The following is an 18,678-nucleotide window of genomic DNA, read 5'->3' as shown; positions in this document are numbered from 1 at the left end:
AGCAGACGTAACGTGCAGCTGTCTGATAAACGGTTCAGCGACGCGTGTTAGTAATAAATGAGGCGGCCTGGCCTTCACTGCTCAGACGCTGTTGCAGCGCTGCCGCTTCGGCGCGGGAGGCGTAACCGCCGAGCTGAACGCGATACACATTGTTGCCCGCGTCTTCTACCTTACCGGGCACGCCATAACGCTGGCTCAGGCTTTTCATCATCTGCTGGGCACGCGCCGGGTCATTCAGCGCACCGACCTGCACCACATATCCATCGGCACCACCACTGCTGGCTGCAGGCGCGGCGCTGGCTGCTGCGGGAGCAGCATTGCTGACTGCCGGTGCGGAACTGGCGGGTGCGGCGGCTGGCGGTTCATTACCTTCCAGTACGCCGGTTGCTAATGGCTGGGGTGCACCAAGAAAGCCGCTGCTCTGCACCGGCGCGCCCATGTTGTCACCGCTTTGCAGCGTACTGTTGCTGATGGCCTCAACATTTTGCGCAGGCGGCTCTGAGGGGGCTGCGCTGCCGCCGTTCATCACCGCGCCACCACTCAGGTCCGGACGGGCAGGCAGAGAGTAGCTCTGTTTTGCCACGACGGTCCCGATGGTGCCGGGGCCAGAGAGCGAGCCGTCTGGGGCGACCTTGATGTAATCAACCCGCACGCGCGAATTGTTGGAGATATTCAGGCGGTCACCGGCAGCCCGCGACAGGTCGATAATGCGTCCTGGCGTGTAAGGGCCGCGATCGTTAACGCGCACCACAATCTGACGGCCATTCGCGATATTGGTCACGCGCACATAGCTCGGCAGCGGCAGAGTAGGGTGGGCCGCGGTCAGTGCATCGGGATCGTAGGCTTCGCCGGTGGCGGTGCGGTTGCCCTGCGCCTCTTCACCGTACCAGGTGGCCAGGCCGACTTCACTGTAGTTCGACGGATCTTTGATGACGCGATAATTTTTGCCGTTCACGCTGTAATCCTGGCTGGTGCCCGGATTGATCGGCTCATAACGTGGCTCAACGCCTGGAATCTCCACCACCGGTCCATTGTAAGCCGGTTGCGGCGGCGCCGTATTTTGGGGTTCCGGCGTGGTACAGGCCGCCAGAACCAGTGATGCCAGTGCAACGCCAAGCCATTCCTTACGCATCTGCAGCCTCTTAGACACTTTTAGATAACATTTTTCGGTGAGTGTGGATCGACATCACAATGCCAAATCCCGCCATAAGCACGATAAGCGCGGAGCCGCCATAACTGACCAGCGGCAGCGGCACGCCAACTACCGGTAAGATACCACTAACCATGCCAATGTTAACGAAAACATAAACGAATAAAATCAGCATTAAACCGCCCGCCATTACCCGGCCAAAGGTGGTCTGCGCCCGGGCTGCCACCACCAATCCCCGCATGATCAGCAGCAGATAAAGGGCCAGCAGCAGCAGCACGCCAACCAGGCCTAACTCTTCGGCCAGAACCGCAAAGATAAAGTCGGTATGACGTTCCGGTAAAAACTCCAGCTGAGACTGGGTGCCCTGCAGCCAGCCTTTACCGCGCAGACCTCCTGAGCCAATAGCAATTTTCGACTGGATAATGTGATAACCCGCTCCCAGCGGATCTGTTTCCGGGTCGAGCAGCATCATCACGCGGTCACGCTGATAATCGTGCATCAGGAAAAACCACAAAATCGGGATAAAGGCGGCGACCAGCAACACGGCTACGCCAATCAGTTTCCAGCTCATACCCGAGAGGAACAGCACAAACAAGCCGGAGGCGGCAATCAGAATCGAGGTGCCGAGATCGGGCTGTGCCGCCACCAGCAGGGTGGGCAGGAAGATCAGAATCAGCGCAATGCCGGTATTTTTCAGCGTCGGCGGACAGACATCGCGATTGATAAAGCGCGCCACCATCAAAGGCACTGCTATCTTGGCAATCTCAGAGGGCTGAAAACGCACAAAGCCGAGATCGAGCCAGCGTTGAGCGCCTTTACTGATCTGCCCAAAGGCATCCACCGCCACCAGCAGAATGACACAGACAATATAGAGATAGGGCGCCCAGCCTTCATAGACGCGCGGCGGTACCTGCGCCAGCACAATCATGATGACCAGCCCCATCGCGATCTGACCGAGTTTACGCTCCATCATGCCGGGGTCCTGACCACTGGCGCTCCAGATCACCACAGCGCTGTAGGTCAGCAGGCCGAGAATGATCAGCATAAACAGCGGATCGATGTGGATGCGCATCCAGATCGAACGTTTCTGCGGACTATCTTGCATCGACATGTTTATTCACCTTCATAACCGGGCGGCACAGGAGCGGCGTCCGGCAGGACTGTATTGTTATCACCCAACATAATGTGATCCAGAATCTGGCGCATGACGGTGCCGACAGCCGGACCGGCGCCACCGTTTTCCAGGATAATGGTCACGGCGACCCGAGGTTTGTCATAAGGGGCAAACGCGGTCATTAATTTATGGTCGCGTAATCGTTCAGCAATTTTATGGGCGTTATAAGTTTCGTTCTCTTTCAGGCCAAAGACCTGCGCCGTACCGGACTTGGCGGCGATTTTATAGGGCGCATCGGCGAAGCTCTTGTGCGCGGTGCCGTTGGGCCGGTTCGCCACGCCATACATGCCATCTTTAGCAATTTCCCAGTAGCCGGAATGGATATCACCAATCGGGGCTTCAGGCGGCTGGCGATAAGGTACCAGGGTACGGCCTTCGCGGGTGGCGCGCAGCATATGCGGCACTTTGACGACGCCGTCGTTGATCAGAATCATCATCGCTTTGTTCATCTGCAACGGCGTAGCGGTCCAGTAACCCTGTCCGATCCCCACCGGAATGGTATCGCCCTGATACCACGGCTTTTTAAAGCGTCTCTGTTTCCAGTCACGGGTCGGCATGTTACCGGCGCTCTCCTGCGGTAAATCGATGCCGGTACGGCTGCCGTAACCAAATTTATTCATCCACTCCGACAGCCGGTCGATACCCATGTCATAGGCAACCTGATAGAAGAAGGTATCGGCAGACTCTTCCAGCGCTTTGGTGACGTTCAGACGCCCGTGGCCCCATTTTTTCCAGTCGCGGAAGCGTTTTTCTGAACCAGGAAGTTGCCACCAGCCGGGATCAAACAGGCTGGTATTACGGTTAATCACGCCAGCACTCAGGGCAGAGACCGCCACATAAGGTTTAACCGTCGAAGCCGGTGGATATGCAGCCTGAATCGCACGGTTATAGAGCGGGCGGTTTTCATCTTCCAGCAGGCCGCGGTAATCCTTACTGGAAATACCGTCGACAAACATGTTGGCGTCATAGCTGGGCGTTGAGACCATGGCGAGGATTTCGCCGGTGCGCGGATCGCTGACCACGACGGCCGCGCGACTGCCCGCCAGCAGGGTCTCGACATATTGCTGCAGTTTGAGATCGATAGTCAGATAGATATCACGGCCTGCCTGAGGGGACTCCTCATGCAGCTGGCGAATGACCCGGCCACGGTTGTTGACCTCAACCTCTTCAAAGCCGGTTTTGCCGTGCAGCAAATTTTCGTAATAGGCTTCAATGCCCAGCTTACCGATGTCGTGCGTCGCGGCGTAGTTAGGCCATATGCCCTCTTTGTCGAGGCGTGCAACGTCACGATCGTTGATTTTTGAGACGTAGCCGACCACATGCGTCAGCGTGGCACCGTAAGGGTAGTAGCGGCGCTGGTAACCTTTAACTTCCACGCCGGGGAAGCGGTACTGATTGACCGCAAAGCGCGCGACCTGCACGTCATTCAGACCGGTTTTAACCGGGATAGAGGTGAACCGACGCGAGCGTTTACGCTCTTTCTGGAAGTTTTCGAGGTCGTCGTCAGTCAGCTCAAGAATCGGGCGTAAGTTTTCCAGGGTCTGTTGCAGATTATCAACTTTTTCCGGAACCAGTTCTGCCTGATAGATGGTGCGGTTCAGCGCCAGCGGCGTGCCGGTACGATCGTAAATTATGCCGCGGCTGGGGGCCACAGGCACCAGTTTGATACGGTTCTGGTTGGAGCGGGTGCTGTAATCATCAAAGCGAAGGATCTGCAGGTGGTAAAGGTTAACCACCAGTACTGAAGAGAGCAGTAAGATACCGACGAAGGCGATAAAGGCCCGACGGACAAAGAGTTTCTGTTCGGCGCTGTAATCGCGAAAGGCGTTGCTTTGTAATTTCATCCGCTACTTGTCATGTCTGATGTGGGCTGATCGGTCATTCACGATGATAAGGATGATTTGTCGTTATGCTCCAGGCCCGATACAGACTTTCGGCTACCAGCACGCGCACCAGCGGATGGGGCAACGTCAATGCTGACAGTGACCAGCTCTGCTCTGCCGCCGCTTTACAGGCGGGGGCCAGGCCTTCAGGCCCGCCAATCAGCAGGCTGACATCGCGACCATCCAGCTTCCAGCGTTCAATCTGCTGTGCCAGCTGCGGGGTTTCCCACGGATGACCAGGAATATCCAGCGTGACGATGCGATTGCCTTTGCCGACCGCCGCTAACATCGCTTCACCCTCTTTTTCAAGAATGCGTTTGATATCAGCATTTTTACCGCGTTTACCTGCGGTCACTTCGGTCAGCTCAAGCGGCATATCTTTCGGGAAGCGGCGCAGATATTCCATAAAACCGGTCTGCACCCAGTCAGGCATTTTCGTGCCGACGGCAACAAGTTGCAGTTTCACCGATTAGCCCCAGAGTTTTTCCAGCTCATACAGCTGGCGACTCTCTTCCTGCATCACATGCACGATGACATCACCCAGATCGACCACGACCCAGTCTGCCGCGCTTTTACCTTCAATGCCTAATGGCATCAGGCCTGCTAAACGCGACTCCTGCTCTACGTGTTCTGCGATCGAAGTCACATGACGCGTGGAGGTGCCGGTGCAGATGATCATGAAATCGGTGATGCTGGATTTGCCCTGAACGTCGATGGTGACAATGTCCTGGCCTTTGAGATCATCAATCTTATCAATAACGAACTCTTGGAGTGCTTTACCTTGCAAAAGGTTCCCCTTGGAATCTGGTGGTAACGAGCCGGCTGTAAGCCCGGAGAGTGCAGCCAAAAAATTAAGCGGCGTAGTATAGCATGCCCGGATCAGTCGCGATATAAGCCTTCGCGGTCGATATAATCGATAACCGCAGCGGGCAACAGATCGTCGCAGGGCTGATTCTGGTGGCGACGACGGCGAATTTCAGTGGCCGAAATGTCATAGAGAGGAGTGTCCGCCAGCCAGATATGGCCTGCGGGCTGCTGATGCAGCTGCCGGATATCCTGAGCGAGGTGTTGCTCAAGCCAGCGCTGCATGTCAGGCGAGTCGAACCGGGTCGGATAGCCGGGGCGCTGGCACACCAGCAGATGGCAGAGTGACAGCAGATCCTGCCAGCGATGCCATTTTGATAAGCTCAGCAATGAATCCTGACCAATAATAAATCCCAGCGGCTGCTCTGCACCGCGCTCGGTGCGCCAGGCTTCCAGGGTGGTCACGGTCCAGGACGGCGTGTCGCGTTCCAGCTCCCGGGTATCGATCTCAAACAGCGGCAGGTCGCGGATAGCGCAGCGCAGCATAGCAACCCGCTGGGCAGCGCTGGCTTCCGGTTGCGGACGATGCGGCGGCACATTGTTGGGCAGCAGCGTCACACGCTGCAGGCCGGTCTGTTGCGCCAGCGCTTCGACCGGGCGCAGATGGCCAAAATGAATCGGATCAAAGGTGCCGCCAAACAGTGCGTGTAACTCAGACATGGGCAAAGCTCGTCGGAAAAGCACGACTGCTGAGCAGCAGCGTCAGGGTCTGTAACTGCGGCCACACCGGCTGTCCATAATCCTGCTTCAGGGTGATCTCAATCTGACTCAGCAGATGAATGGCGCGTTGCAGACGCGTGGCATCCAGCCGTTGCAGCGCGTCGGTAAACAGCGCGCGGCGGTTCTGCCAGATACGCTGCTGATCCATCAGCGTACGCAGCGGCTGCGCTGTCTGGTGGCGTTGCAGATGCAGCAGCGTCAGCAGATCGCGCTGCAGCGTACGCAGCAGTATCACCACTTCGCTCTCTTCTTTCTCCAGCTGATGCAGAATATGCAGGGCGCGGCGGCTTTTTCCCGCCAGCAGGGCATCCACCCAGTGGAAAGGAGTAAAATGCGCGGCATCACTGACCGCCTCTTCAACCCGGGGCAGGGTCAGCTTGCCATCGGGCCACTGCAGCGAAAGCCGCTCCAGCGCCTGCGCCAGCGCCAGCAGATTACCTTCATAGCAGTAACACAACAGCTGCACGGCCGCGTCATCCACCGATAATTTCAGCGCCTTAGCGCGATTAACGACCCAGCGTGGCAGTTGCGCCTGTTCAGGCGTCTGACAGGGCACTAATACCGCAGAGGTGGACAACGCTTTAAACCAGGCGCTGTTTTCCTGCGCTTTGGTCAGCTTCGCCATCCGGCAGATCAGCAGAATATCGGCGTGCAGCAACTGTGACAGCTTAACCAGCTGTTCTGCCATCGCGGCGTTGGGGCCATTATCGGGGAATTGCAGCGTCATGGTCTGACGCTGAGCAAACAGACTCAGTGACTGGCAACTGACAAACAGGCTCTCCCAGTCAGTCTGTGCATCCAGCGTAAAACTAAAATGTTCTTCGAATCCCTGCGCGGTTGCGGCGACGCGAATCGCATCTGAACTTTCCTGCAGCAGCAGCGGTTCGTTACCGGCTAACAAATAACAGGCGCGCAGCCCCTCACGGAGCTGCGCGCTGAGTTGCTCAGGATAAATCCTGATCATTGCAGGCTGGTAGCAGAGGAAGTGGGCGCTTCCTGTGAACCCTGACCCGGCACCGGAATCACTGACGCCGGTAAGGTCTCTTTGCTGTTGATCTGCGCGGCGTGTACCGTCAGCAGTTTACGTACCAGCTGCTCAGCAGCACGCTGACGCATCTCCTGCGTAATCAGATCCTGCTCGGCATCTTTTGCCAGCGCAGCGTTAGGGTTATCGAAGAACGAGCGATAAACCGTGGTGCTGATAGGATAGATACCTTTGCCCGGCAGCAGCACCTGTGCGGTGAGGGTCATCACCAGCTGATACTCGGCAGTGGTGCCGCTGATAAAGACCGAAGCCGTGTTACGGCCCGAGGATTCAGGCCCCAGGCGCAGCGTTGGAATATCGGTGCGATTCTGTTTGCTGTCTTCAACAATTTTGACATCGTTGATACGCAGCTGCTGACGCACAGTACGCGCCAGCGGCCCATAAGGATCGCCGGTTGAAACAATCAGGGTTTTCAGTTCGCTGGGCACCTGAGTGGTGCCGCGCGGATGAAAACCACAGCCAGCGGTGATCACCACCGCCAGCATGACAAACAGCCTGATAATCGGATGTCGCACAGTTCCTCCTGAACTTAACCTACGACCAGGTTAAGCAGTTTGCCCGGTACATAAATGACTTTACGGATAGTCACGCCGTCCAGATACTTCGCTACCAGATGCTCCTGCGCAGCGCGTGCCTGAACCTGTTCCTGTGTTGCATCGGCTGGCACGGTGATTTTACCGCGCACTTTACCGTTAACCTGAACCACTACCAGCAGCGAATCTTCAACCATAGCGGCTTCATCCGCAACCGGCCAGCTCGCTTCATCGATAGTGCCTTCGCCACCCAGCGTCTGCCACAGAACATAGCAGGCGTGCGGGGTAAACGGATAGAGCAGACGGACGATGGCCAGCAGCGCTTCCTGCATCAGGGCGCGATCCTGCTCGCTTTCCTGCGGGGCGCGTGCCAGTTTGTTCATCAGCTCCATGATCGCCGCAATGGCGGTGTTGAAAGTCTGACGACGGCCAATATCATCTGCCACTTTGGCGATGGTTTTGTGCAGATCGCGACGCAGCGATTTCTGCTCGTCATTCAGGCTCTCCACATCCAGTGCCACGGTCGCACCTTTCTGTGTGTGCTCGAAGACCAGCTTCCAGACACGTTTCAGGAAGCGGTTCGCCCCTTCAACGCCCGACTCCTGCCACTCCAGCGTCATATCCGCCGGTGAAGCAAACATCATAAACAGACGCACGGTATCCGCGCCGTAACGCTCAACCATCAGCTGTGGGTCGATGCCGTTGTTTTTCGACTTCGACATTTTGCTCATGCCCGCGTAGATCACTTCGCGGCCCTGCGTGTCTGTGGCTTTAACAATGCGGCCTTTCTCATCCCGCTCAACCTCAACGTCAACCGGTGAAACCCAGTTACGCTCGCCGTTGGCACCAAGGTAGTAGAAGGCGTCAGCCAGCACCATGCCCTGGCACAGCAGACGTTTGGCTGGCTCATTGGAGTTCACCAGGCCCGCGTCACGCAGCAGCTTGTGGAAGAAGCGGAAATACATCAGGTGCATGATGGCGTGTTCAATACCGCCCACATACTGATCGACCGGCAGCCAGTAGTTTGCCGCTGCCGGATCCAGCATGCCTTCCTTGTAGCTGGCGCAGGTATAACGCGCGTAGTACCAGGAAGACTCCATGAAGGTGTCAAAGGTGTCGGTTTCACGCAGGGCAGGCTGGCCGTTTACCGTGGTTTTAGCCCACTCCGGATCCGCTTTGATTGGGCTGGTAATGCCATCCATCACCACATCTTCCGGCAGGATCACCGGCAGCTGGTCTTCTGGTGCAGGCATAACGGTGCCATCTTCCAGCGTCACCATCGGGATAGGGGCACCCCAGTAGCGCTGACGGGAGACACCCCAGTCGCGCAGGCGGTAGTTCACTTTACGCACGCCCACGCCTTTTGCCGCCAGCGAATCCGCGATGGCGTTAAAACCGGTGGCGTGATCCATGCCGTTAAACTCACCTGAGTTGAACAGCGCACCTTTGTCAGTCATCGCCGCAATGCTGACATCAGGAATGGAACCATCCAGATTCAGGATGACCGGCTTAATCGGCAGATCATATTTAGTGGCAAACTCCCAGTCGCGCTGATCGTGCGCCGGAACCGCCATCACAGCGCCGGTGCCATATTCCATCAGTACGAAGTTGGCAACCCAGACCGGGATAAGCTCGCCGGTCAGCGGATGAACAACAGACAGGCCGGTCGCCATGCCTTTCTTCTCCATGGTCGCCATATCGGCTTCAGCCACTTTGGTATTGCGACATTCAGCGATAAAGTCAGCCAGCGCCGGATTATTGACCGACGCCTGGGTCGCCAGCGGATGGCCTGCGGCAACGGCAACATAGGTTGCGCCGATAAAGGTATCCGGGCGGGTGGTGTAGACAGTGACCTTCTCTTCGCTGTCAGCCACATCGAAGGTGATTTCGACACCTTCAGAGCGGCCAATCCAGTTACGCTGCATGGTTTTGACCTGCTCAGGCCACTCTTCCAGCGTATCCAGATCGTTCAGCAGCTCCTCCGCATAATCGGTGATTTTGATAAACCACTGCGGGATCTCTTTACGCTCAACTTTGGTGTCGCAGCGCCAGCAGCAGCCGTCGATCACCTGCTCGTTCGCCAGCACCGTCTGATCGTTCGGGCACCAGTTCACGGCAGAGGTCTTTTTATAGACCAGGCCTTTTTCATACAGTTTGGTAAAGAACCACTGTTCCCAGCGATAGTACTCTGGCTGGCAGGTTGCCAGTTCACGACTCCAGTCATAGCCAAAGCCCAGCAGTTTGAGCTGGTTTTTCATGTAGGCGATGTTGTCGTAAGTCCACGGGGCCGGAGCGGTGTTGTTTTTCACCGCAGCGCCTTCCGCAGGCAGGCCGAAAGCATCCCAGCCAATCGGCTGTAGTACGTTTTTGCCGAGCATACGCTGATAACGCGCGATTACGTCGCCGATGGTGTAGTTACGAACGTGGCCCATGTGCAGGCGGCCAGAAGGATAGGGCAACATGGAGAGGCAATAGTATTTCTCTTTACCTTCCTGCTCAGTCACTTTAAACGTTTCGTTTTCATCCCAGTGCTGCTGCACACGGGATTCAATTTCTTCCGGGCGGTATTGCTCTTGCATGGCTGCCTGTGGTCCTTTATGAAAAACATTTTTCTGGCTCTAAGATCCGCATAGCATACCCATAAGGCCGCGTATCAACAACACTTCCCACTTTTGCCGGCACGATTTCTGCCGAAAGCGTCAGAGCCTTCACCCTTTTGTAATTCACTGTACAGACGACACGGCAAAAGCAACATTACGACTAAACTTAGTTCAGCGAGGGTCTGCATAAAGGAGAACAAAATGAATAAAGTGGCTCAGGAATATCGCGAGTCGTTAGCCGTATTGACTGAACGTCTTCGTCAGGGCGATCGTAACCTTGATGAGCTGATTGCCGGGCGACGAAGCCAGTTGCTGGTGCGCGATGATATGACGGAACAGGAGATTGACCAGGCGCTCAGCTCAGTGCGCCGTGATCTGGGCGAGTTTGCACGCAGCTACACCGATGTGGAAGAACCGCTGGCGGACTCACTGTTTATGCGCATCATCCGTGAGAGCGTCTGGAAAGAGCTGGCGGATATCACCGATAAAAGTCAGCTGGAGTGGCGAGAGGTCTTCCAGGATCTGCATCATCACGGGGTTTATCAGAGTGGGGAAGTGGTGGGGCTGGGCAATCTGGTCTGTGAGAAATGCCAGTTCACCCGGGCAATCTACACGCCTGAAACGCTGTCACGTTGTCCGGAATGCGGCAACGATCAGTTCCAGCGTCAGCCGTTTGAACCCTGATAGTGCGGCGTAGCTAAATGAAGCGGGCCACCCTGGGTGACCCGCCTGTTCGTCAGGTTTAGTGCAGAATTTTAGCGAGGAAATCTTTAGCGCGCTCAGACTGTGGGTTATTAAAGAAGTCATCTTTGTTGGTGTCTTCGATAATTTTCCCTTCATCCATAAAGATCACGCGATTGGCAACCTTACGGGCGAAGCCCATCTCATGGGTCACCACCATCATCGTCATCCCTTCCTGTGCCAGTTCAACCATCACATCCAGCACTTCGTTGATCATTTCCGGATCCAGCGCGGAGGTGGGTTCATCAAACAGCATCGCGATAGGGTCCATGCAGAGCGCTCGCGCAATCGCCACACGCTGCTGCTGACCACCTGAGAGCTGGCCGGGAAACTTCTCAGCATGGGCGGAAAGACCCACACGCTTCAGCAGCTTCAGCCCTTTATCGCGGGCTGCCGCTTTGTCGCGCTTCAGCACTTTCACCTGCGCCAGAACCAGGTTGTTGATAATGCTCAGATGCGGAAACAGCTCGAAGTGCTGGAACACCATCCCGACCTGGCTGCGAAGCTGCGCAAGATTAGTCTTTTTGTTATTCACCTCGGTGCCGTTCACCGCAATCACGCCCTGCTGAATCGGCTCAAGGCCGTTCACCGTTTTGATCAGCGTTGATTTACCGGAGCCGGACGGGCCGCACACCACCACCACTTCACCGGTTTTGACGTCGGTTGAGCAGTCGGTCAGCACCTGAAAGTGACCATACCACTTAGAAACATTTTTCAGGCTAATCATTTAAACCGTCCTTTTTCTTTTTAGATAGCTGACCAACAGCGATGCGCTCAGGCTGATAACGAAGTAGACCAGACCTGCAAACAGAACCATTTCAACCTGGGTGCCATCACGCTCACCAATGGTGGACGCGGTACGGAAGAAGTCCGCCAGGCTTAAGACATAAACCAGCGAGGTATCCTGGAACAGCACGATACCCTGCGTCAGTAACAGCGGAACCATGGCGCGAAACGCCTGTGGCAGGATGATCAGTCGCATTGCCTGCCACTGCGTCATGCCCAGCGCCAGAGCCGCACTGCCCTGTCCACGCGAGATACTGATGATGCCGGCGCGAATAATTTCAGAGTAGTACGCCGCTTCGAACAGCGAAAAGGCGACCATGGCTGAAATCAGTCGGATATCCGTTTTGGGCGACAGCCCCAGCACCTGCTGCAGAAAACTCGGCACGACCAGATAGAACCACAGCAGCACCATAACCAGCGGCACCGAGCGGAACAGGTTGACGTAAATTTTAGCGAACCAGCTGATAGGCTTAAACGTCGACAGGCGCATCACCGCCAGCAGAGTGCCCCACAGGATGCCGAAGACCACGGCGGTAATCGTGATCTTAAAGGTGATCACTAAGCCATTAAGCAGATAGGGCAGGCTGGGTGTAATCGAACTCCAGTCAAACTCGTACATTACTTGCCTCCCGCATTGCCTGGCAGCCGGACTTTGCGCTCGACCAGACTCATCAACAACATAATCACCAGGTTAATCGCAACGTAGGCCAGCGTAATGGCGGTAAAGGATTCATAGGCGTGGGCAGAATAGTCGAGCAGTTTGCCCGCCTGCGCCGCCATATCGACCAGACCAATGGTGGAGGCGATAGCGGAGTTCTTCACCAGGTTCAGCATTTCCGAGGTCATCGGCGGCACAATCACGCGATACGCATTCGGCAGCAGCACATAGCGATAGGTCTGCGGCAGGGTTAATCCCATCGCCAGACCGGCATTCTTCTGTCCACTCGGCAGTGACTGAATCGCTGCGCGCACCTGCTCGCAGACGCGGGCGGCGGTAAACAGGCCAAGACAGATCATCGAGGAGAGGAAGAACTGAATGTTGGGATCCAGCTCAGACTTAAACCACATGCCAAGCTTTTCGCCCACCAGCTCGGGCGCCACCAGATACCAGAAGAAGAACTGGACGATCAGTGGGATGTTACGAAACAGTTCGACATAGCAGGTGCCAATGGTCGACAGCAGGCGATTAGGCACGGTGCGCAGAATGCCGAAAAATGAACCCACGCAGAAGGCGATAATCCAGGCGCAGCAGGAGACGGCAATCGTCACCTGAAAACCGGACCACAGCCAGCCGAGGTAGGTCGTGTTACCGAACGGGGCCTGTTCGAGGAATATGCCCCAGTTCCAATCGATACCCATAACGAGCTCCGGAAAAAAAGGGTAGCTAAGCTACCCTGAAGATTGATGAACGGCGTTTTATTTCCTGACTCAGGGGAACGACCCGTATCAGTCTGTCTGTCCATGCCGCGGTTTCAGCAATCGAGAGGGCAGCCAGGCCGCCCTTGTTATACCCGTCGTCTTTCAGGCTGCATTTTTGTTGGCTACATTCACTCACCCGAATCACTTACCGGAGCAGGCTCATCGGGAGTCATTTTTCTGCTGCCTCAATGCAATCTGAAATCCATTGGGTATTTTGTTGTTAATTCAGTGCTTTATCATTTGGTGTTTTGAACAGCGCTTTCATGTCATCAGAGAGCTCAAAGTTCATGTTCAGGTTCTTTGGTGGAATCGGCTGTTTGAACCAGGTGTCGAACCATTTTTCTGCCTGGCCAGAGGTCTGGGCTTTGGCAATGGTTTCATCCACCAGGGCTTTGAACTGCGGATCATCTTTACGCAGCATGCAGCCATAGGCTTCTTTTGACTGTGGCGTGCCCAGAATTTCCCAGTTGTCCGGCTTTTTGGCTTTGGCGCGTTCGCCTGCCAGCAGGGCATCATCCATCATAAAGGCCACGGCACGACCGGTTTCCAGCGTACGGAAGGAGTCACCGTGATCTTTTGCGCTGATGATGCGCAGATCCAGTTTCTGTTCGTCGTTGAGTTTGTGCAGCAGCACTTCAGAGGTGGTACCTGAGGTCACCACTACGGTTTTGCCTTTCAGGTCAGCGAAATCTTTGATCGGGCCATCTTTCTTCACCAGCAGACGGGTGCCGATAACAAAAATAGTGTCTGAGAAGGCGGCCTGTTTCTGGCGCTCAAGGTTATTGGTGGTCGAGCCACACTCATAATCGTAGGTGCCGTTTTGCAGCAGCGGAATACGGTTTTGTGAGGTGATCGGGATCATTTTGACCTGCAGATCAGGCTTGTTCAGCTTTGCTTTAATCGCTTCAACGATGGCGTTTGAGTAAGCCTGTGAGTAGCCGACGACTTTTTGCTGGTTGTCATAATAAGAAAAGGGAACTGATGATTCGCGATGCCCGACCACAATGACGCCATTGTCATTGATCTTCTTCAGGGTGCCGCTGAGATCTTCCGCCTGGGCCGCTCCCGCCGCTGCGCTGATCAGCAGAAGAGATAATGCCACTTTGCGTAGTTGCATGTTCCAACTCCTTCGTATGAAAAAGGCACAGGATATAACCTGCGCTGATTATGATGTTGTGTCTGTTTTCTGCTGCGTTTCTGCTCATTCTGCGGTTTAAACGGGCGCAGAAGAGTCATTAACATAGCGGATTGTTAACGCAATGAAACAAAAAAGTTTCTTTTTTGCGAGGTGATACGCACCAAAAAAAGGCAATTTTTTCACCCTGCGCGTTAATGGTGCAGCAGCGTCAATTGTTTTGGTGCAACCCGCCCGGCATCAGCGCCTGCAATCAGCCTGTTTGCGAAAAGCAGTGAAACATTTTGCAATCATCGTGCCAGAAAGAGGTAATGGGTTAGAAAGACAGCAGAGTGTGCGGCGTGGGGAGTGAAAAAAACCGGAGAGTCACCATGAAAAAGGCGAAGCACGTGCTTCGCCTTCAGTGAGCACAGGAGGGGAGGTTATCGACGACGGCGCAGGAGTGCTATCACCGCCGCCAGCAGCGTCAGTGACCACACTGGCCAGATGCCAGCCCGCGCATATGGGGTTTCTCCCTGCGTTGGCGTAACCTTGCTGGTCAGCACATCGCGGGTAAACTGCGGCAGCATGGCTTCCACATCACCACTGGCATTGACCACCGCCGTCACACCGTTATTGGTGCTGCGCAATAGCGGACGTCCCAGTTCCAGCGCACGCATCCTCGCCATCTGGAAGTGCTGCCATGGGCCGATAGAGTGACCAAACCAGGCATCGTTCGAAACGGTGAGCAGGAAGTTGGTGTCAGGATGGAAGTTGGCCCGCACCTGTTCTCCCAGCACGATCTCATAACAGATGGCGCTGGTCAGGTTATAGCCCGCCACGCTAAGTTGCGGCTGGAGGTAGTTGCCACGACTGAAGGCCGACATCGGCAGATCGAAGAACGGGGCCAGCGGACGCAGCAGATCGGCCAGCGGCACAAATTCGCCAAATGGCACCAGGTGATTCTTCTGGTAACGATTGCCGCTGAAGTAGTTGTACGGCGCTTTACCGCCCAGCACGATCACGGTGTTGTAATCGTGATATCGGTTCTGCTCCAGCCGGGAGTCCACAATGCCGGTGATCAGCGAGCTGCCGCGCTCACGCAGTTCGTCATCCAGCGAACGCAGGAACGGCTGCTGATTACTCTCCAGATCGGTAATTGCCGATTCAGGCCAGATAATAATCGGCGCTTTGCCCATCAGCGGCTGACTCAGACCGTTGTAAATGCGCAGGGTAGTGAGCAGCTGCTGCGGATCCCACTTCATCGATTGCGGGATGTTTCCCTGCACCAGCGCCACCTCGACGGCCCGCTCGGGCATCGGCTGAACCCACTGGATGTAGCGCAACGGCCATGGCAATGCCAGCAGCAGCAGCGCTGCTACCAGACTTCTGACGTTGCGCTGTTGCAGGGCATAAGCCAGCAGGCCAGCCACCACCATCAGCAGGAAGGTCAGCGTCTCTACGCCCGCCAGTGGGGCCAGGCCTTTTAACGGGCCATCGATCTGGCTGTAACCAAACTGCAGCCACGGAAAGCCGGTCAGCACCCAGCCGCGCAGGAACTCGGTGATCTGCCACAATGCCGGTGCCGCCAGCGCCAGGCGCCACAGCGTCGTTCGCGGCCAGATGCGATTCAGTACGCCGGCAAACAGCGCCGGGTAGATCGCCAGATAAGCCGCCAGCAGCGCCACGATAAAGACATTGACCGGGCCAGGCATGCCGCCAAAGGTGGCGACACTGACATAAACCCAGTTGATGCCACTGCCGAACAGACCTAAACCCCAGACAAACCCAATGGCGCTGGCCTGCGGGCTGGAGCGGTTAAGAGTCAGCAGCTGTAAGCCGCACAGCGAGAGCAGTGCGGCGGGCCAGAAATCGTAGGGAGAAAAGGCGAGGGTGCCAAGTGCACCCGTTATTAAAGCCAGCAGCAGGCGAACCCGCTGACGCGGGTAGAGTGAGGCTAAAGCCATAGACTTATTCGTCTTCCAGTTGAGGTTGTGGCGAATTTTCCGGAATAGTCACGTGAACCTGGATGATGCGGCGGCTGTCAGCCATCGCCACCTTGAACTGGTAACCCTCAATCTCGATGCTTTCACCGCGAGCGGGCAGATGACCGAAGCCCTGCATCACCAGACCACCGATGGTGTCGACTTCATCGTCGCTGAACTGGGTGCCAAACACCTCGTTGAAATCTTCAATGGCGGTCAGTGCGCGCACGGTAAAGGTGTGACGGTTGAGCTGACGGATATCACGATCTTCTTCGTCGTCATACTCATCTTCAATTTCACCGACGATCAGCTCCAGGATGTCTTCAATGGTCACCAGACCGGAGACACCGCCAAACTCATCAATGACGATCGCCATATGGTAACGCTGGGAGCGGAACTCTTTCAGCATCCGGTCGACACGCTTACTTTCAGGCACAACCACCGCAGGACGCAGCACTTTCTCAATGCTGAAAGGCTCAGATTCGCTGCTCATAAACGGCAGCAGATCTTTCGCCATCAGAATCCCTTCCACATGATCTTTATCTTCGCTGATCACCGGGAAACGAGAATGGGCGGATTCGATGATGACATCCAGACACTCTTCGAGGCTCTGATTACGTTTCAGGGTGATCATTTGCGAGCGCGGGATCATGATGTCACGCACGCGCTGCTCCGCAATATCCAGTACCCCTTCGAGCATGTCGCGGGTGTCCTGGTCAATCAGCTCTTTGTTATTCGAGTCGCGGATCAGCTCCAGTAGCTCATCACGGCTTTTTGGTTCACCGTGAAAGAGTTGGTTGATCAACAGGGAGAAAAATCCCTTTTTACTACTGGGTGCATCGCTGTTTTGAGAATGGTCGTCGCTCATGGCGGTTTTTAAAGATCTCTCTGGTGAGGAATAGGTGCTGTCAGTAGCCTGTACTGACAGCAGGATTGACTGAATTCAGGATTCAGGCGTCTTCTTTCTCCGAAATGTACGGATCAGGATACCCAAGAGCAAGCATTATCTCGGTCTCCAGCCCTTCCATCTCGTCCGCTTCGTCGTCTTCAATATGGTCGTAACCCAGCAGATGCAGCGTGCCGTGTACCACCATATGTGCCCAGTGGGCTTCAGCGCTTTTACCCTGTTCAGCGGCTTCCTGCTCAACGACCTGGCGGCAGATGATCAGATCGCCCAGCAGCGGCAGCTCAATGCCCGGCGGTGCTTCAAACGGGAAAGAGAGGACGTTGGTCGGCTTGTCTTTGCCGCGATAAGTCAGATTAAGCTCATGACTCTCCGCTTCATCAACCAGACGCACCGTAACTTCGCTTTCCGGCTGAAAAGGGGTGACAGCTGCTGACAGCCAGCGATGAAACTGGCTTTCAGCAGGCAGGTCAGCGGTGCTGTCACAGGCGACCTGCAGGTCGAGAATCACCTCGCTCATTTGCTCTCCTGCGTGGCGCTCTGTGCAGCCAGTGCTTCACGTTTACGCTCTTCGGCCTGCTGGTCACGACGGGTCTGATCGGCCGCTTCCCAGGCTTCATAGGCGGTGACAATGCGGGCAACTACCGGATGGCGCACCACATCTTCGCTGTGGAAGAAGTTGAAGCTGATCTCTTCAACGTCCGCCAGCACCTCAATGGCATGACGCAGGCCTGACTTAACGTGACGCGGCAGGTCAATCTGGGTAACGTCGCCGGTAATCACCGCTTTAGAGTTAAAGCCGATACGCGTCAGGAACATTTTCATCTGCTCGATGGTGGTGTTCTGGCTCTCATCAAGAATGATAAACGCATCGTTCAGGGTACGACCACGCATGTAGGCCAGCGGGGCGACTTCAATGACGTTGCGCTCCATCAGCTTTTCCACCCGCTCGAAGCCGAGCATTTCGAACAGCGCATCGTAGAGCGGACGCAGATAAGGGTCGACTTTCTGGCTCAGATCGCCTGGCAGAAAGCCCAGCTTTTCACCCGCTTCGACGGCAGGGCGGGTCAGCATGATGCGGCGAATCTCCTGACGCTCCAGCGCATCCACTGCCGCGGCTACCGCCAGATAGGTTTTACCGGTACCAGCCGGACCGACACCAAAGGTGATATCGTGGTCGAGCACATTAGCGATGTACTGGGCCTGGTTTGGGGTGCGCGGCTTGATCACACCGCGTTTGGTCTTGATATTGACCGCTTTACCATACTCCGGCACGCTCTCAGCGGTTTGCTCCAGTACCCGGCTCTCTTTGATCGCCAGGTGAATCTGATCAGGCTCGATATCCGGGATGTCGCCACGCACAGGCGCGGTATCGACATAGAGGGTTTTCAGAATATCTGCTGCCGCATTGACGCAAAGTGGACGTCCTGACAGCTTAAAAACGTTGTCGCGACGATTGATCTCAATGCCCAGACGACGCTCAAGCTGTTTTACATTATCGTCGAAAGGCCCACACAGGCTCATCAGACGACGGTTATCAGCCGGTTCAAGGGCGATTTCACGAGTTTCGATATTCAAACGAATCCTTTGGGTCACTCAGGGCCAGTTATGGGATGTGTCTGACGCACCGTTAAGCTTAACCGGATGCACCATAACGAAATTATTTATGCCGTAACGCCTGGGCGCAAGCTTATGGAGAGATATTTGGGCGACACTTTCAGAAAGCAAGTGGTGCAAAGTGAAATTGGCGGCAACGCGAT

18 protein-coding genes are annotated in these 18,678 nt (G+C 55.6%); 1 reads left to right on the top strand and 17 read right to left on the bottom strand.

Translation table 11 applies throughout. The annotated features are described in order from the left end of the window. Window positions 1–34: 34 nt before the first annotated feature. From rlpA to leuS, 9 genes are all read right to left on the bottom strand, one after another. Window positions 35–1,132 (bottom strand): endolytic peptidoglycan transglycosylase RlpA, encoded by a 1,098-nt coding sequence (rlpA, locus tag ACO6VX_RS09160; RefSeq protein ID WP_010671273.1) that lies wholly within the window; start codon window positions 1,130–1,132, stop codon window positions 35–37. A 10-nt stretch (window positions 1,133–1,142) separates the two neighbouring features. Next, window positions 1,143–2,255, bottom strand: coding sequence for a peptidoglycan glycosyltransferase MrdB (mrdB, locus tag ACO6VX_RS09155; RefSeq protein WP_010258973.1), 1,113 nt, complete (start codon window positions 2,253–2,255; stop codon window positions 1,143–1,145). 8 nt (window positions 2,256–2,263) lie between these two features. Beyond that, entirely contained in the window at window positions 2,264–4,168 is a 1,905-nt protein-coding gene (gene mrdA, locus ACO6VX_RS09150; protein WP_010258971.1) for a peptidoglycan DD-transpeptidase MrdA, read from the bottom strand. A gap of 34 nt (window positions 4,169–4,202) precedes the next feature. Next, window positions 4,203–4,673, bottom strand: coding sequence for a 23S rRNA (pseudouridine(1915)-N(3))-methyltransferase RlmH (rlmH, locus tag ACO6VX_RS09145; RefSeq protein WP_010258969.1), 471 nt, complete (start codon window positions 4,671–4,673; stop codon window positions 4,203–4,205). Between the two features lie 3 nt (window positions 4,674–4,676). Continuing rightward, window positions 4,677–4,994, bottom strand: a complete 318-nt coding sequence (rsfS, locus tag ACO6VX_RS09140; RefSeq protein WP_010258968.1) for a ribosome silencing factor — start codon at window positions 4,992–4,994, stop codon at window positions 4,677–4,679. A gap of 92 nt (window positions 4,995–5,086) precedes the next feature. Further along, window positions 5,087–5,731 carry a nicotinate-nucleotide adenylyltransferase gene (gene nadD, locus ACO6VX_RS09135; protein WP_022626055.1) on the bottom strand — a complete coding sequence of 215 codons (645 nt, stop codon included), beginning with the start codon at window positions 5,729–5,731 and terminating at the stop codon, window positions 5,087–5,089. Then, window positions 5,724–6,755, bottom strand: a complete 1,032-nt coding sequence (gene holA / locus ACO6VX_RS09130) for a DNA polymerase III subunit delta (protein ID WP_033785459.1) — start codon at window positions 6,753–6,755, stop codon at window positions 5,724–5,726. Before holA ends, nadD begins: the two co-directional genes overlap by 8 nt. Next, complete coding sequence (gene lptE, locus ACO6VX_RS09125) at window positions 6,752–7,351, bottom strand: LPS assembly lipoprotein LptE (protein ID WP_010258965.1); 600 nt, start codon at window positions 7,349–7,351, stop codon at window positions 6,752–6,754. Before lptE ends, holA begins: the two co-directional genes overlap by 4 nt. A 14-nt stretch (window positions 7,352–7,365) precedes the next feature. Next, entirely contained in the window at window positions 7,366–9,948 is a 2,583-nt protein-coding gene (leuS, locus tag ACO6VX_RS09120) for a leucine--tRNA ligase (RefSeq protein WP_010258964.1), read from the bottom strand. 222 nt (window positions 9,949–10,170) lie between these two features. Here leuS and ACO6VX_RS09115 point away from each other — a divergent pair, with 222 nt between their 5' ends. Continuing rightward, complete coding sequence (locus ACO6VX_RS09115) at window positions 10,171–10,653, top strand: zinc ribbon-containing protein (protein ID WP_010258963.1); 483 nt, start codon at window positions 10,171–10,173, stop codon at window positions 10,651–10,653. A gap of 58 nt (window positions 10,654–10,711) precedes the next feature. Here the strand turns inward: ACO6VX_RS09115 and ACO6VX_RS09110 are convergent, their stop codons facing one another. The 8 genes from ACO6VX_RS09110 to ACO6VX_RS09075 form a co-directional block, all read right to left on the bottom strand. Beyond that, on the bottom strand, window positions 10,712–11,437 hold the full coding sequence (locus ACO6VX_RS09110; RefSeq protein ID WP_010258962.1) for an amino acid ABC transporter ATP-binding protein: 726 nt from the start codon (window positions 11,435–11,437) through the stop codon (window positions 10,712–10,714). Further along, complete coding sequence (gltK, locus tag ACO6VX_RS09105) at window positions 11,438–12,115, bottom strand: glutamate/aspartate ABC transporter permease GltK (protein ID WP_010258961.1); 678 nt, start codon at window positions 12,113–12,115, stop codon at window positions 11,438–11,440. It abuts the gene before it with no gap. Further along, window positions 12,115–12,855: an amino acid ABC transporter permease gene (locus ACO6VX_RS09100; RefSeq protein ID WP_010258960.1), complete on the bottom strand. Its 741-nt coding sequence runs from the start codon at window positions 12,853–12,855 to the stop codon at window positions 12,115–12,117. Before ACO6VX_RS09100 ends, gltK begins: the two co-directional genes overlap by 1 nt. A 280-nt stretch (window positions 12,856–13,135) precedes the next feature. After that, the gene (locus ACO6VX_RS09095; protein WP_010258958.1) at window positions 13,136–14,032 is read right to left on the bottom strand and encodes an amino acid ABC transporter substrate-binding protein; all 897 of its coding nucleotides are present in this window, start codon (window positions 14,030–14,032) and stop codon (window positions 13,136–13,138) included. A 440-nt stretch (window positions 14,033–14,472) separates the two neighbouring features. Then, complete coding sequence (gene lnt / locus ACO6VX_RS09090; RefSeq protein ID WP_010258955.1) at window positions 14,473–15,996, bottom strand: apolipoprotein N-acyltransferase; 1,524 nt, start codon at window positions 15,994–15,996, stop codon at window positions 14,473–14,475. A 4-nt stretch (window positions 15,997–16,000) separates the two neighbouring features. Next, window positions 16,001–16,882 (bottom strand): CNNM family magnesium/cobalt transport protein CorC, encoded by an 882-nt coding sequence (gene corC, locus ACO6VX_RS09085; RefSeq protein WP_008925004.1) that lies wholly within the window; start codon window positions 16,880–16,882, stop codon window positions 16,001–16,003. An 82-nt stretch (window positions 16,883–16,964) separates the two neighbouring features. Further along, a complete protein-coding gene (gene ybeY, locus ACO6VX_RS09080) occupies window positions 16,965–17,438 on the bottom strand; it encodes an rRNA maturation RNase YbeY (RefSeq protein WP_033771130.1) in 474 nt (157 codons plus the stop codon). Further along, window positions 17,435–18,496 (bottom strand): PhoH family protein, encoded by a 1,062-nt coding sequence (locus ACO6VX_RS09075; protein ID WP_010258952.1) that lies wholly within the window; start codon window positions 18,494–18,496, stop codon window positions 17,435–17,437. The genes ybeY and ACO6VX_RS09075 overlap by 4 nt, the downstream gene beginning before the upstream one ends. Window positions 18,497–18,678 lie beyond the last annotated feature (182 nt).

It is taken from the genome of Pantoea sp. BJFS-204 (assembly GCF_049310725.1).
Lineage (GTDB): Bacteria > Pseudomonadota > Gammaproteobacteria > Enterobacterales > Enterobacteriaceae > Pantoea > Pantoea agglomerans.
This window is presented reverse-complemented; position numbering and strand designations above follow the sequence as displayed.